We start from the raw sequence: 13,828 nt of genomic DNA on the forward strand, positions 1-13,828 counted from the left end.
GGCGGCCTCCGGGAGGCGCCCGGGCGAGTTCGGGCGGGGCCGTCCCGGTGACGTACGTTGGCGCCCATGCGCGTGGGACTCACCGGCGGCATCGCCTCGGGCAAGAGCACGGTGTCGGCGATCCTCGCCGAGCTGGGTGCGATCGTGATCGACGGCGACCTGCTCGCCCGCAAGGTGGTCGAGCCCGGGACACCGGGGCTGGAGCGGGTGGTCGAGGCGTTCGGCCCGGAGGTGCTGACCGCCGAGGGCGCGCTGGACCGGCCGGCGCTGGGCGCGGTCGTCTTCGCCGACGAGGCCCGCCGCAAGGAGCTCGAGGCGATCGTGCACCCGCTGGTCTTCGAGCGGATCGTCGAGCTCGAGCGGGCCGCCGGTCCCGAGGACCTGGTGGTCCACGACATCCCGCTGCTGGCGGAGTCGGGCCGCGCCCCGACGTTCGACGCCGTCGTGGTCGTCGACGTCCCGGTCGAGACCCAGGTCGAGCGGATGCTCGGCCAGCGCGGCATGACCCGCGAGGACGCCGAGGCCCGGGTGCGCGCCCAGGCGACCCGGGAGGAGCGCCTCGCGATCGCCACCCACGTCATCGAGAACACCGGCAGCCTCGAGGACCTGCGCCGCCGGGTGCTCGAGGTCCACGCGGCGCTGACCGGGGAGGCCTCGTGAGGCGCGCCCTGCCCGCCCTCGCGGTCTCCGCCGTGCTGGCCCTCGGCGCGTGCTCCGGTGCCGACGGCGGGTCGGGCAGCGGATCGGGAGGCGACCAGGCCGGGCCGGCAGCCACGCCGGGCACCGCCGGCACGACCTCGACCGCGGCCGACCCCGACGAGCCGACCGGCTGGGGGCCGACCGCCGGAGAGCTCGAGGAGGCCCGCGGGATCGTCTCCGGCTGGGAAGCCGCACAGCTGGCGGGCCAGGTGATCGTCGGGCGGTTCAACGGCTCCGACCCCACCGAGGCGGCAGCCCTGGTGCGCGACCTGCACCTCTCCGGCCTCTGCGTCACGGCCGGCAACGTCGTGGACGCCGAGCAGGTCCGCGCGCTCAACGCCGCCGTCAGCGAGGCCGTCGCCGCCGACGGCCGCGGGATCCCCGCGGTGCTCGGTGTCGACCAGGAGGGCGGCGTGGTCAGCCACCTGCGGGGCATCGCGACCGAGTTCCCCTCCTTCGCCCACGCCGGTGCGGCGGTCGAGCAGGGCCGCCCCGGTCGCGAGGTGGTACGCCGCGCGGCCGAGGCGACGGGGCTGGAGCTGCGCGACCTCGGCTTCACCTGGGTCTTCGCCCCCGTGGCCGACGTGACCGTCGGCGCGGCCGACCCGACCATCGGCACGCGCTCGCCCTCCACCGACCCCGACCTGGCCGCAGCGGCCGTCCGTGCCGCGGTCACCGGCTACAACGAGGCCGGTGTCGTCTCGACGACGAAGCACTTCCCGGGCCACGGCTCGGTGACCTCCGACAGCCACGAGTCGCTGCCCGTGCTCGGGCGGACCGCGGAGGAGCTGGCGGCGACCGACCTGCCGCCGTTCGAGGCGGCGGTCCGGGCCCAGGCGCCGGCCGTCATGGTGGGCCACCTCGACGTCGAGGCGCTCGACCCCGGCGTGCCGTCGAGCCTGTCGGAGGAGGTCTACGACTTCCTGCGCGAGGACGTCGGCTTCGAGGGCGTCACCATCACCGACTCGCTGGGCATGGGGGCCGTCGTCGGCCGCGAGAAGCCGGCGGTGACCGCGCTCAACGCCGGGGCCGACCTGCTGCTGATGCCTCCCGACACGCGGCACACCCACGCGGTGGTCACCGAGGCCATCGAGTCCGGCGAGGTCACCCGCGAGCGTGCCGAGGAGGCGGCGGCGACCGTGGTCGCCCTCCAGCTGTGGCAGCAGCGGCTCGCCGGCGAGGTCGACGTGCCCCCGGACGTCGTCGAGCTCGCGGGAGAGGCCTCCCGCGAGCTCGACGAGTCGTACTGAACCGGCGCTGAACCGGCGCTGGACCGGGCCGGCGGCCGGCAGCCGTCAGGCGGCCAGGTCCGGGTCGGCGATCCGGCGCAGCTTCTGCAGCGCCTCGCGCTCCAGCTGCCGGACCCGCTCGGCGGAGATGCCGTGCTTGGCGCCGATGTCGGCCAGCTTGTGCTGGCGGCCGTCGGTCAGGCCGTAGCGCGAGCGGATGATGTCCGCGGCACGGTCGTCGAGGTGGCCGACCAGGCTGTTGAGCCGGTCCCGGGACTCGGTGTCGAGCACGGTCAGGTCGGGACCCGGCGCGGTCTCCTGGGCCATCAGGTCACCGAGCGAGGTGTCGCCGTCCTCGTCCACGGGGGAGTCGAGGCTGACGTGCTCGCGGCCCCACGACATCAGGTCGAGGACCCGGTCGACGTCCATGCCGAGCTCCGTCGCGATCTCGTGCGGCTCCGGGTCACGACCCAGCTGGCGCTCGAGGGTGCGGCGGGCGCCACCGACCTGGTTGAGCTCCTCGACGACGTGCACGGGGAGCCGGACGACGCGGGCCTGCTGGGCGATGCCCCGGGTGATCGCCTGGCGCACCCACCAGGTCGCGTACGTGGAGAACTTGTAGCCCTTGGTGTAGTCGAACTTCTCGACCGCACGGATCAGGCCGGTGTTGCCCTCCTGGATCAGGTCGAGCATCGGCATCTGGGCTCGGCCGTACTTGCGGGCGATGGAGACGACGAGGCGGAGGTTGGCGGTGATGAACTGGTCGACGGCCTTGCGGCCCTCCTCGGCGAGCCACTCGAGCTCCTCGCGGGAGGCCGACATCGGTGCGCCGCCCTTGCGACGCCCGACCCGGCCCTCGGCGAGCAGCTGCTCGGCGAAGAGTCCGGCCTCGATGGCCTTGGAGAGCTCGACCTCGGCGGCGGCGTCGAGAAGGGCGTTGCGGGCGATCTCGTCCAGGTAGAGACCGACGCTGTCACGTCCTTCGATCTCCCGAGCCCCGGACTGTGCGGTGCGTGTTGCCATGCGATGCCCCTCCTCACTGTGAGGGCCTGCCCAGGTCCTCACGCCGTCTACAACGCACCCGGTGTCCCGGCGATTCCCGGACCAAACCTGAGTGCCTACACCTTGGACGACGAGCGGGGAACGCCCCGAGTTGCACGTCAGAGGTACTCTCAGCGACTTCTCAGGAGGGCCTCTCGTCACCGGGTGTTCGGTGCCGACCGGGCGTGCGGATGGGTGGACGACGGACGCGACCGCCGGGCGGGTCAGCGGTCGGCGAGCCCCATCCGGTCGAGGATCCAGGCGAGGGCGAAGGCCCGGTCGTGCCAGGCCTTGTACCGACCGGACACGCCGCCGTGCCCGGCGGACATCTCGGTGCGCAGCAGGACGTCGGCCGAGGGGTTGGACGCCCGGATGCGGGCCACCCACTTGGCCGGCTCGACGTAGAGCACGCGGGTGTCGTTGAGCGAGGTCTCGGCGAGGATCGGCGGGTAGGACCGCTCCGCGACGTTGTCGTACGGCGCGTACGACGCCATGTACTCGTAGACCTCCGCGTCGGCCTCGGGGTTGCCCCACTCGTCGTACTCGGTGACGGTCAGGGGGAGCGTCGCGTCCAGCATGGTCGTGAGCGCGTCGACGAACGGCACGCCGGCCACGATCCCGCCGAACATCTCCGGCGCCTGGTTGGCGACCGCCCCCATGAGCAGCCCGCCGGCGCTGGCGCCCTCGGCGACCAGGGTCTCCGGGGTGGTCCAGCCCCGCTCGACGAGGTGGCGGGCGCAGGCGACGAAGTCGGAGAAAGTGTTCTGCTTGCGCATCAGCTTGCCGTCGTCGTACCAGCGCCGGCCCATCTCGCCGCCGCCGCGCACGTGGGCGATCGCGAACGCCGCGCCGCGGTCGAGGAGCGAGAGCCGGGCGACGGAGAAGTAGGGGTCGATCGAGGCCTCGTACGCGCCGTACCCGTAGAGCAGCGTGGGGACCGGCGCGGTGCCCATGGTCTCGTCCTCGCGGGCGCCGCGCTTGCACACGATCGAGATCGGGATCCGCTCGCCGTCGTCGGCGGTCGCCCAGAGCCGGTGCTCCTCGTAGTCGGCGGGGTCGTAGCCGCCGAGCACCGGCGCCTGCTTGAGCAGCGTCAGCTCCCGGGTGCGCACGTCGTAGTCGTAGACCGAGGACGGCACGGCCATCGTGGTCCAGCCGATGCGCACGGTGGGCTGGGCGAACCCGGGGTTGCCGCCCGAGCCGACGGTGTAGAGCGGCTTGTCGAACTCCACGAGGTAGTCCTCGCCGGGTCCGTCCGGACCGAGCTCGATGATGCGCAGCTGGGTGAGCCCGTTGCTGCGCTGGTGCACCACGAGGTGGCCGGCGAAGGCGTCGACGTCCTCGAGGCGGACGGCCGGGTCGTGGGCGACGAGCGGGGCGAGCTCGGCGATCGGGGTCGGCTCGACCGGGGCCGTCCCGATCTCGAAGTCGGGCCCGGTCGCATTGTGCAGCACCAGGAACCGGTCCTCGCCGGCGATGACGGCGTGGTCGAGGGAGTACTCCACGCCCTCGACGCGCTCGGCGAAGACCTGCAGCCCCAGCTCGGGGTGGTTGGCGTCGAGGTAGCGGTACTCCGAGGTGACCTTCGAGCCGGCGGCGACCACGATGAACCGGTCGGTGCGGGTCCGGCCGACGCCGACCCAGAACCGGCCGTCGGTCTCGTGGTGGACCAGCTCGTCGTCGGCCTGCGCGGTGCCGAGCCGGTGGCGCCAGATCTTGTCGGCGCGCCAGGAGTCGTCGACGGTCGTGTAGTAGAGCTCGGTGCCCTCGCGGTCCCAGGTGGCACCGCCGATGACGCCGGTGATCTCGTCGTCGAGCAGCGCTCCGGTGCCGAGGTCCTTGACCCGCACGGTGTACCGCTCGTCGCCGACGGTGTCGGTGGAGTAGGCCAGCAGGGTGCCGTCGGGGCTGATCGCGGACCCGCCGAGGGAGAAGAACTCGTGGCCCTCCGCGAGCGCGTCGAGGTCGAGCAGCACCTCCTCGCCCGGCAGTGCCGGCTCGTCGGGGGCGCAGTCCTCGGCCGGGGTGGGCGGGGTCCAGTCGTCGGGGTCGGTGACCGGCACCCGGCAGGTGGCGCCGTACTCCTTGCCGGCGAAGGTGCGCCCGTAGTACCAGTGGCCGCGGTTGCGGGTCGGCACCGACAGGTCGGTCTCCCGGGTGCGGCCCTTGATCTCCTCGAAGATCGCGCCGCGCAGGTCGGCGAGGTGGGCGGTGCGGTCCTGGGTCCAGGCGTTCTCGGCCTCGAGGTGGGCGAGCACCTCGGGGGAGTCCTTGTCCCGCAGCCACTCGTAGTCGTCGACACGGGTGTGCCCGTGGATCTCCCGGCTGGTCGGACGGCGCTCGGCGGTGGGAGCCTGGACGGTGGGGGCCTGGATGGTGGAGGCCTGGACGGACGGTGCCTGGTCGGCGGGGGACGGCATGGCCGCGACGATAGCGTCGGCCCCGTGGGCAGCCGCGCGACCGTCGACCTCAACGCCGACCTGGGCGAGGAGGTGACCGACGACGCCGCGCTCCTCGCGGTGGTCACGAGCGCCAACGTCGCCTGCGGCTACCACGCCGGGACGCCGGCGATCATGCGTGCGGTGTGCGCCGAGGCGGCGGCACGCGGGGTGTCGGTGGGGGCGCAGGTCTCCTACGACGACCGTGAGAACTTCGGCCGGGTCGCTCGCGACGTACCTCGCGAGGTGCTGCGCGAGCAGGTGGCCGACCAGGTCGGGACGCTGGCGGAGCTCGCACGGGCCGCCGGCACGTCGGTGCGGTACGTCAAGCCGCACGGAGCGCTCTACCACCGCGTGATCGACGACGAGGAGCAGGCCGCGGCCGTCCTCGCCGGATCGGGGGACCTGCCGGTGCTCGGCATGCCCGGACGCCTCCTGGAGCTGGCGACCGCGGCGGGGCGCCCGGTGTGGCACGAGGGCTTCCCCGACCGGGCGTACGGCGCGGACGGGCGGCTCGTGCCCCGTGGCGCGCCCGGAGCGGTGCTCGAGGACGCCACGGCGATCTCCACCGCGGCGGTGGGGATGGCCGGCCGCGTCGACTCGCTGTGCCTGCACGGGGACACCCCGGGTGCCGTGGCCCACGCGCACGCCGTGCGCGCCGCGCTGTCGGCGGCCGGCTGGTCGCTGCGGGGGCTGTGAGGTGAGCGGCCCGGTGCGGATGCGCAGCGTCGGCCCGTCCGCGGTGCTCGTGGAGGTGGAGGGCGCGGCCGCTGCGCTGGCCCTCGCGACCTGGGCACGACGGCGGGGCGTGCCGGCGGTCGAGGTGGTCCCCGCCGCCGAGACGGTGCTCTTCGACGGCACCGAGCCCGCCGCGCTCGAGCGCGTGCTGGCGGAGTGGTCGCCGACGGCGGAGCCCCCGGCCGGGGACCTCGTGGAGGTTCCCGTCACCTACGACGGCGACGACCTGGAGCTCGTCGCCGAGCACTGGGGCACGTCGGTCGCCGGCGTCGTCGAGCGGCACGCGGCGCTGACCTTCGTCTCGTCGTTCTGCGGGTTCGCCCCGGGCTTCGCCTACCTCGCCGGCCTGCCCGAGGAGCTCGCGGTGCCCCGGTTGGACTCCCCGCGCCCCCGCGTGCCGGCGGGGTCGGTCGCGCTGGCCGGCACCTGGTGCGGGGTCTACCCGACCACCTCGCCGGGAGGCTGGCGGGTGCTCGGCCGCACCGGCACGGCGCTGTGGGACGCCGGCCGGGAGCCGCCCGCCCTCCTCGCGCCCGGCACGCGCGTGCGGTTCGTCCCCGCATGAGCCTCCAGGTGCTCGCGGCCGGCCACCTCACGACCGTCCAGGACCGCGGCCGGCCCGGCTGGGCCCACCTCGGCGTCGCCCGCGCCGGGGCGCTCGACGGACCCGCCGCCGCGCTGGCCAACCGGCTGGTGGGGAACGCGGTCGACGCCGCGGTCCTGGAGGTGACGCTCGGCGGCCTCGTGGTCCGCGCGGACCGGGACTGCTGGGTGGCGGTGACCGGGGCCGAGGGGCCGGTCACCGTCGACGGGGCCGCCCGCGCCCACGCGCAGGCCGAGCGGCTGCGGGCGGGCGCCGTCCTCGAGGTGGGTACGCCGTGGCGCGGCGTGCGCTCCTACCTCGCCGTGGGCGGCGGGATCGCGGTCGAGCCGGTGCTCGGCTCCCGGTCGACCGACACGCTCGCCTGGGTGGGCCCGCCGCGGGTCGAGGACGGCACGGTGCTGCCGGTCGGGAGCGGGCCGGGCGAGCCGGCCCCCCACGACACGCCCCGGCCACCGGCTCCCGGCCCGCTGCGGCTGCACCCCGGCCCCCGGGCCGACTGGTTCGCCGGCGACCCGCTCGCCGCGCTGTGCGGCGCGGCGTACCGCGTCGAGGGCGCCTCCGACCGGGTCGGGCTGCGGCTGGCGGGCCGGTCGCTGGAACGGGTGCGGACCGGCGAGCTGGCCAGCGAGGGCATGGTGCACGGCGCGGTCCAGGTGCCGCCGAGCGGGCAGCCCATCGTCTTCCTCGCCGACCACCCCACCACCGGCGGCTACCCGGTCGTGGCCGTCGTCGAGCCCGCCGACCTCTGGCGCTGCGCGCAGCTGCGACCGGGCGACGAGGTCCGGTTCACCCCTGCTCGTCGGGGAGGGGCGGCGGCACCCACGCGCTGAGCGCCGGGTCGTCGTCGGGGTAGGACCGGACCGGCCCGGCCGGCGTCTCCGCGGTCTCGAAGCGCACCGTCACCACGCCGCGTCCCGCGCCCCAGACCCACCCACGGCCCATCTCGGCGTGGACGACGTCCATGCCCGGCGCCCAGGTCCGCCGCGAGTGGTGCGGCACCTCGATCTCGGGCAGCTCCTCCTCGGGCTCGGTCTCGCCGAACAGGTCCTCCTGCACCCAGTCGGCCAGGCCCGAGACGCCGACGCCCAGCAGCCGCACGCCGCCGGAGGTGTCGAGGTCGGCCAGCAGGGCGCGCGCCAGCCGCGCCACGGTCGCGGCGCTGTCGGTGGGGGAGGGCAGCGTGCTGGAGCGGCTCAGCGTCGTGAAGTCGTGCAGCCGGACCTTGATCGTCACCGTCCGCCCCGACAGGCCGTGCTTGCGCAGCCGCCCGGCGACCTCGCCGGCCTGCCGGGTGAGCAGGCCCTCCATCAGCCGCCGGTCGGTCAGGTCGGTGTCGTAGGTGCCCTCGACGCTGACCGACTTGGCCTCGCGCTCCGCTACGACCGGGCGGTCGTCCAGGGCGCGGGCGAGCTGAAACAGGCCGGTGCCGTGGGCCTTGCCCACCAGGCGCACCAGCTCCTCCAGCTCGACCGACTCCAGCTCGGCGACGGTCTGGATCCCGGCGCGGCGCAGCCGCTCGGCCGTGGCCGGACCCACCCCGGGGATGATCGTGACCTTCATCGGCCGCAGCAGCTCCTGCTCCGTCCCGGGAGCCACCACGACCAGGCCGTCGGGCTTGTCGAGGTCGCTGGCGACCTTGGCGATGAACTTGCTGGTGCCGATGCCGACCGAGGCGGTGAGCCCGCGCGTCGCCTCCGACACCCGGCCGCGCAGCTCCTCGGCGAAGGCGGTGACGGTCGGCACCTCGAGGTCCGGCAGGCCGGCCCGGGCGAGGTCGACGAACGCCTCGTCGAGCGACAACGGCTCGACCAGGGGCGAGACCGACCGCAGCAGCGACATGACCGCGTGGGAGGCCTCGCGGTAGGCGTGGAAGCGGCCGCTCAGGAACGCCGCGTGCGGGCACCGCGACCGCGCCTCGCGGGTCGACATGGCCGAGCGCACGCCGTACACGCGGGCCTCGTAGGAGGCGGTGGAGACCACGCCTCGCCCGCCGACCCCGCCGACCACGACGGGCTTGCCGCGCAGGGAGGGCTTGTCGCGCTGCTCGACGGCCGCGAAGAACGCGTCGAGGTCGAGGTGCATGACCGAGGACTGCGTGCGCACCTCAGCGCCCCGTCCGGCCGGTCATGGGCGGGAACCTACCTCCGGGCACCCCCGTCGCCCGCCTCGCCGACCCCGGCCGGCCCCCGGCTGGTCGCGGACTGCCCGCTCGTGCCCGTTCGTCGTCCACACGCCGGTGCCCGGAGCCGTCCTCCACAGCCCGCGCCGGCGGCCGCCGACGCGGTGGGCGGTCGCGGGGAGCGTCGTGCCATGACCACCTCGCACCCGGCTCCGGCCGTCCCGACCTACACCGCCCGCACGCCAGAGGACCTCCTCGCGGTCGTGCCCGTCGTCCTCGGCTTCCACCCGCAGGACTCCGTCGTGCTGCTGACCTTCGGCGCCGACCGGCCCTTCCACGCGCGGGTCGCGCTGCCGACCACCCCGGCCGGGACCGACGAGCTCGTCGAGCAGCTCGTCGGCCCGTGCCGGCGCCACGGCGTGCGCAGGGCCGTCGTCCTGGTCTACTCCGGCGACGAGCGGTCCTCGGCGCGGGCCGCCCGTGCGCTCGTCCGCGGCCTGACGACCAGCGGGGTCGACGTCCTCGACGCGATCCGGGCGCACGAGGGCCGGTGGTACGTCGCCTCCGGGCCGCGCGGTGCCGTGCCGGAGCACGGGGTGCCCTACGACGTCTCGGTCCACCCGTTCGCCGCCCAGGCCGTCCTCGAGGGGCGCGTCACCCACGGCTCGCGCGAGGCGCTGGCGGAGACGGTCGCACCCGACCCCCCGGCCGTGCGCGCCGTGACCGAGGCGTTGGCCCAGCTGCCCGGCGGTGCACCACCGGTGGCGGCCGAGCGTGCGTGGGCGGTCGACCTGGTCGCCCGGCACGTCCGGGCCGGCAGCCGCCCGAGCGACGCCGACGTCGCGAGGCTGGTCGTCGGCATGCTCGACGTGGCGGTCCGCGACGGCGCCTGGGAGCTGATGCGGCGCGACGGTGCCGACCGCCACGAGCGGTTCTGGGTCGACGTCGTCCGCCGCACGCCACCGGGCCTCCTCGCCGCCCCGGCCGCACTGCTGGCCTTCGCCGCCTGGCTCGCCGGCCACGGCGCGCTGGCGTGGTGCGCCCTGGACCGGTGCGAGGAGGCGGCGCCCGGCTACCGGCTGGCGGGGTACCTCGCCCACGCGCTCACCCACGCCGTCCCGCCGACGGTGTGGGACGACGCCGACGCGGGATGACCCGGGACCGGACGTGCACGACGTCACGCCGCTCGTCGATCGCCGCGCCGTCCGCGCGTCGCCGACTGGGTACCGCTCCGCCGTGACGACGAGCCCCCGCGACCAGGTCCGCACCGTGGGCATCGAGGAGGAGCTGCTGCTGCTCGACCCGGCGACCCGCCAGGTGGCGCCCCGGTCCCGCGCGGCCCTCAAGGCGCACCGCGACCGCGCCCCGGGTGACGACACCCTGGACCAGGAGCTGTTCCGCCACCAGGTGGAGACCCGAACCGAGCCGGTGACGGTCCTCGACGACGCGCTCGGCCAGCTCTGCGCGGCGCGACGGTCGGCCGGGGAGGCCGCCCGCGCGGCGGGGGCCGCAGCGGTCGCGAGCGGCATCGTGCCGTTCGGCCCGCTCGAGCCGCAGGTCAGCCCGGACGACCGGTACCGCGCGATGCTCGAGCAGTTCGGGGACGTAGCCCGCTCCGGCGGCACCTGCGGCATGCACGTCCACGTGGGGATCGATTCCCCCGAGGAGGGCGTCGCGGTGATCGACCGCGTCGCACCGTGGCTGCCGGCGCTCCTCGCGGTCAGCACGAACTCGCCGTACGCCGCCGGGCGCGACACCGGCTATGCCTCGTGGCGGGCGCAGGTGTGGTCGCGGTGGCCGAGCGCGGGCACCACCGAGGCGTTCGGCTCGCTGGCGGGCTACGAGCGCGCCTGCCGCGACCTGCTCGCGACGGGGGCGGCGCGCGACGAGGGGATGCTCTACTTCGACGCCCGCCTCTCGCGGGAGCACCCGACCGTGGAGCTGCGGGTCTTCGACGTGTGCGCCGACCCCGAGGACGCGCTGCTGGCGGCGGCGCTGGCGCGGGCCCTGGTGTCCTGGGCGGCCGACGAGCACGCCGCGGGCGCGCCGGTGGCACGCCCGCGGGCCGAGCTGCTGCGGGCTGCGCACTGGCGCGCGTCGCGCTACGGCACCACGGGCCGGCTGGTCGACCCCCGCGGCACCGAGCCGCTGCCCGCCGCCGAGGTCCTGGACTCCCTGGTGGCCACGGTGCGGCCGTGGCTGGAGCGCGCCGGTGACCTCGAACGGGTGCAGGAGGGCGTGGCGCGGGTGCTGCGCGCGAGCGGTGCGACGCAGCAGCGCGCGGCGTACGAGCGCGCCGCGCGCCGGGCGGCCCCGGGGGAGGACCGGACGCTCGTCGGTGTCCGCGGGGTGGTCGACGACCTGGTCGAGCGCAGCGAGCAGGTGTGGGAACACCCAGGATCCGGGAACGGGTGAGTCATGGGTGAAGAGGTCGACGCACAGGAGTTCTCACGCGCGGACCGCACGCGGCACCGCGAGAAGGTGCGGCGCTGCCTGGACGTGTTCGCGCGGATGCTGCGCGACTCGAGGTTCGACACCGACGACCCGATGACCGGGCTGGAGGTCGAGCTCAACCTCGTCGACGAGCTCGGCGACCCGGCGCTGCGCAACGCCGAGGCGCTCGAGGCGATCGCCGACCCGGACTTCCAGACCGAGCTGGGCCAGTTCAACATCGAGATCAACGTGCCGCCGGCGCGGCTGCGCGAGGGTGGCCTGACGACGTTCGAGGACACCCTGCGCCGCAGCCTCAACGACGCCGAGGCGAAGTCGGCGGCGGTCGGTGCCCACCTGGTGATGATCGGGATCCTCCCGACCCTGACCAGCGACCACATGGACCCGGCGAGCCTCAGCCCCAACCCGCGGTACAAGCTGCTGAGCGAGCAGATCCTCCACGCGCGCGGGGAGGACATCACGATCGGCATCAGCGGGCCCGAGCGGTTGGTGACCACCACCGACTCGATCGTGCCGGAGGCGGCGTGCACCAGCACCCAGTTCCACGTGCAGACCTCACCGGCCCAGTTCGCGTCGTACTGGAACGCCTCCCAGGCGATCTCGGCCGTGCAGCTCGCCGTCGGCGCCAACTCGCCGTACCTCCTGGGCAAGGAGCTGTGGCGGGAGACGCGGATCCCGCTGTTCGAGCAGGCGACCGACACCCGCAGCGAGGAGCTCAAGGCCCAGGGCGTGCGGCCGCGGGTCTGGTTCGGGGAGCGCTGGGTGACCTCGGTGTTCGACCTGTTCGAGGAGAACGTCCGCTACTTCCCGGCGCTGCTGCCCATCACCGACGAGGAGGACCCGCTCGCGGTGCTCGAGGGCGGCGGCACCCCGAACCTGTCAGAGCTGCGGCTGCACAACGGCACGATCTACCGCTGGAACCGGCCGGTCTACGACATCGCGGGCGGCGTCCCCCACCTGCGCGTGGAGAACCGGGTGCTGGCCGCCGGCCCCACGGTCGCCGACACCATGGCCAACGCCGCGTTCTACTTCGGCCTGGTCCGCCACCTCGCGGAGAGCGAGCGCCCGCTGTGGTCCCAGATGTCGTTCAGCGCGGCGGAGGAGAACTTCCACGCGGCGGCGCAGCAGGGCATCGACACGCAGGTCTACTGGCCCGGCGTCGGCCAGGTGCGCGCCACCGAGCTGGTGCTGCGCCGCCTGCTGCCGATGGCGCGGGCGGGCCTGGAGGCGTGGGGCGTGCCGGGGGAGGAGTCCGACCGGCTGCTCGGGATCATCGAGCAGCGCTGCCTGAGCGGCGTCAACGGCGCCGAGTGGTTCGCGCGGCGGATGCACGGGCGCGGCGACCAGGAGCGGTACGACGCCCTGCGCGCGACGCTGCTGGAGTACCGCGAGCGGATGCACAGCAACGAGCCCGTGCACACCTGGGACTGACTGCCGGGGCGGCCCCGTCGTGGTGCGGGCGACTCACCGCTCGCGGAGCCGCTGCCAGGTGCGCCGGGCCCCGGAGCGGGGGTCCCACCAGCCCTTGCGGCCGGCGACCACCATGACCAGCGGCGCGCCGGCCTCGGCGTACGCCGCCCGGGCGGCCGCCAGCCACTGCGCGTCGACGTCCTGCAGCTCCAGCGGACCGGTCCGGGTGAGCCACACCAGCGGCTCGAGCGGACCGCCGGCGCGGGAGACGACTGCCCGCATGGCGGCGACGGCGTCGGCCCGCAACGCGTGGTCGAGCCGGTCCTCGGGGCGCACCGCGAGCACGCGCTCGGCACCGCCCGGGACGCCGACGTGCAGGAGCGGCAGGTGCACCCGTCGTCGTTCGGACCGCGCGTGGTCGAGCACGGCGCGACGCAGGAGGCGCCCGAGGTCGCGGGGGACCGGGTCGGGCACCCCGGGACCCTGGTCGGGTGGAGGCGGCTGCACGGCACCAGCCTCTCCCGGGGACGATCGGTCCCGCCGGGCCTCTCCACAGGCCCGGTGATGGGCTACGGTGCCGAGCATGGGAACCGTGGTGGTGGGTTACGTGCCGAAGCCCGAGGGAGAGGCCGCGCTGGCCTCAGCGATCGCCGAGGCGAGGCTCCGCGGCGCGAAGCTGGTCGTCGTGAACTCGCACCGGGGCGGGCCCGACCTCGACCGCGCGGCCGCGCAGGCCGCGGAGTCCGAGCTCGCCGCCGTCGAGTCGCGCCTCGAGGGCAGCGGCGTCGAGCACGAGGTGCGCCACCTGGTGCGCGGCTTCGAGCCCGCCGAGGACCTGATCAGCATCGCGGACGCGAACGACGCCGAGCTGATCGTGATCGGCCTGCGCCGCCGCTCGCCGGTCGGCAAGCTCATCCTGGGCAGCAACGCCCAGCGCATCCTGCTCGACGCCAAGTGCCCGGTGCTGGCGGTCAAGGGCGGCGACTGACGCAGCCCCGGTCGCCGGTCCGGAGATCGCCGGGACCGCGACGACGGACGACCAGAAGTGGCCGGTGCGCCACGCCGACCTGGTCGGACGCCACCGACCCCGCACTTCGGG

13 protein-coding genes are annotated in these 13,828 nt (G+C 75.2%); 9 read left to right on the top strand and 4 right to left on the bottom strand.

Annotated elements, in window-relative coordinates; all coding sequences use genetic code 11:
* The first annotated feature begins 66 nt into the window (after nt 1-66).
* Complete coding sequence (gene coaE, locus AB0N29_RS04780) at nt 67-660, top strand: dephospho-CoA kinase (RefSeq protein ID WP_364864514.1); 594 nt, start codon at nt 67-69, stop codon at nt 658-660.
* Complete coding sequence (locus AB0N29_RS04785) at nt 657-1,949, top strand: glycoside hydrolase family 3 N-terminal domain-containing protein (RefSeq protein WP_364864516.1); 1,293 nt, start codon at nt 657-659, stop codon at nt 1,947-1,949. Before coaE ends, AB0N29_RS04785 begins: the two co-directional genes overlap by 4 nt.
* Nucleotides 1,950-1,994: 45 nt before the next feature.
* On the opposite strand, the gene AB0N29_RS04790 is transcribed toward AB0N29_RS04785, so the two are convergent.
* Complete coding sequence (locus AB0N29_RS04790) at nt 1,995-2,951, bottom strand: sigma-70 family RNA polymerase sigma factor (protein WP_302270876.1); 957 nt, start codon at nt 2,949-2,951, stop codon at nt 1,995-1,997.
* 242 nt (nt 2,952-3,193) lie between these two features.
* Nucleotides 3,194-5,389, bottom strand: a complete 2,196-nt coding sequence (locus AB0N29_RS04795; protein WP_364864519.1) for a S9 family peptidase — start codon at nt 5,387-5,389, stop codon at nt 3,194-3,196.
* Nucleotides 5,390-5,413: 24 nt separating this feature from the next.
* Between AB0N29_RS04795 and AB0N29_RS04800 the strand changes: the two genes are divergently transcribed.
* From AB0N29_RS04800 to AB0N29_RS04810, 3 genes are read left to right on the top strand one after another with little or no spacing between them, the layout of a single operon-like run.
* Nucleotides 5,414-6,106, top strand: coding sequence for a 5-oxoprolinase subunit PxpA (locus AB0N29_RS04800; protein WP_364864521.1), 693 nt, complete (start codon nt 5,414-5,416; stop codon nt 6,104-6,106).
* 1 nt (nt 6,107) lies between these two features.
* The gene (locus tag AB0N29_RS04805; RefSeq protein WP_364864523.1) at nt 6,108-6,710 is read left to right on the top strand and encodes an allophanate hydrolase subunit 1; all 603 of its coding nucleotides are present in this window, start codon (nt 6,108-6,110) and stop codon (nt 6,708-6,710) included.
* Nucleotides 6,707-7,579, top strand: coding sequence for a biotin-dependent carboxyltransferase family protein (locus tag AB0N29_RS04810; RefSeq protein WP_364864525.1), 873 nt, complete (start codon nt 6,707-6,709; stop codon nt 7,577-7,579). Before AB0N29_RS04805 ends, AB0N29_RS04810 begins: the two co-directional genes overlap by 4 nt.
* Here AB0N29_RS04810 and AB0N29_RS04815 read toward each other — a convergent pair.
* Nucleotides 7,536-8,852 carry a DNA polymerase IV gene (locus tag AB0N29_RS04815; protein ID WP_364864527.1) on the bottom strand — a complete coding sequence of 439 codons (1,317 nt, stop codon included), beginning with the start codon at nt 8,850-8,852 and terminating at the stop codon, nt 7,536-7,538. The genes AB0N29_RS04810 and AB0N29_RS04815 overlap by 44 nt on opposite strands.
* Nucleotides 8,853-9,059: 207 nt before the next feature.
* On the opposite strand from AB0N29_RS04815, the gene AB0N29_RS04820 reads away from it, so the two are divergent.
* The 3 genes from AB0N29_RS04820 (at nt 9,060) to AB0N29_RS04830 (ending at nt 12,750) form a co-directional block, all read left to right on the top strand.
* Nucleotides 9,060-10,022: a DUF4192 domain-containing protein gene (locus tag AB0N29_RS04820; RefSeq protein ID WP_302270884.1), complete on the top strand. Its 963-nt coding sequence runs from the start codon at nt 9,060-9,062 to the stop codon at nt 10,020-10,022.
* A gap of 82 nt (nt 10,023-10,104) precedes the next feature.
* Complete coding sequence (locus AB0N29_RS04825; protein ID WP_364864530.1) at nt 10,105-11,283, top strand: glutamate--cysteine ligase; 1,179 nt, start codon at nt 10,105-10,107, stop codon at nt 11,281-11,283.
* 3 nt (nt 11,284-11,286) lie between these two features.
* A complete protein-coding gene (locus AB0N29_RS04830; protein WP_364864532.1) occupies nt 11,287-12,750 on the top strand; it encodes a glutamate--cysteine ligase in 1,464 nt (487 codons plus the stop codon).
* 33 nt (nt 12,751-12,783) lie between these two features.
* On the opposite strand, the gene AB0N29_RS04835 is transcribed toward AB0N29_RS04830, so the two are convergent.
* Complete coding sequence (locus AB0N29_RS04835) at nt 12,784-13,203, bottom strand: hypothetical protein (RefSeq protein ID WP_302270887.1); 420 nt, start codon at nt 13,201-13,203, stop codon at nt 12,784-12,786.
* Nucleotides 13,204-13,312: 109 nt separating this feature from the next.
* Between AB0N29_RS04835 and AB0N29_RS04840 the strand changes: the two genes are divergently transcribed.
* Nucleotides 13,313-13,717 carry a universal stress protein gene (locus tag AB0N29_RS04840; RefSeq protein ID WP_302270888.1) on the top strand — a complete coding sequence of 135 codons (405 nt, stop codon included), beginning with the start codon at nt 13,313-13,315 and terminating at the stop codon, nt 13,715-13,717.
* Nucleotides 13,718-13,828 lie beyond the last annotated feature (111 nt).

Origin of the sequence: Nocardioides sp. NPDC092400, assembly GCF_040684155.1 — a bacterium.
Classification (GTDB): Bacteria; Actinomycetota; Actinomycetes; order Propionibacteriales; family Nocardioidaceae; genus Nocardioides.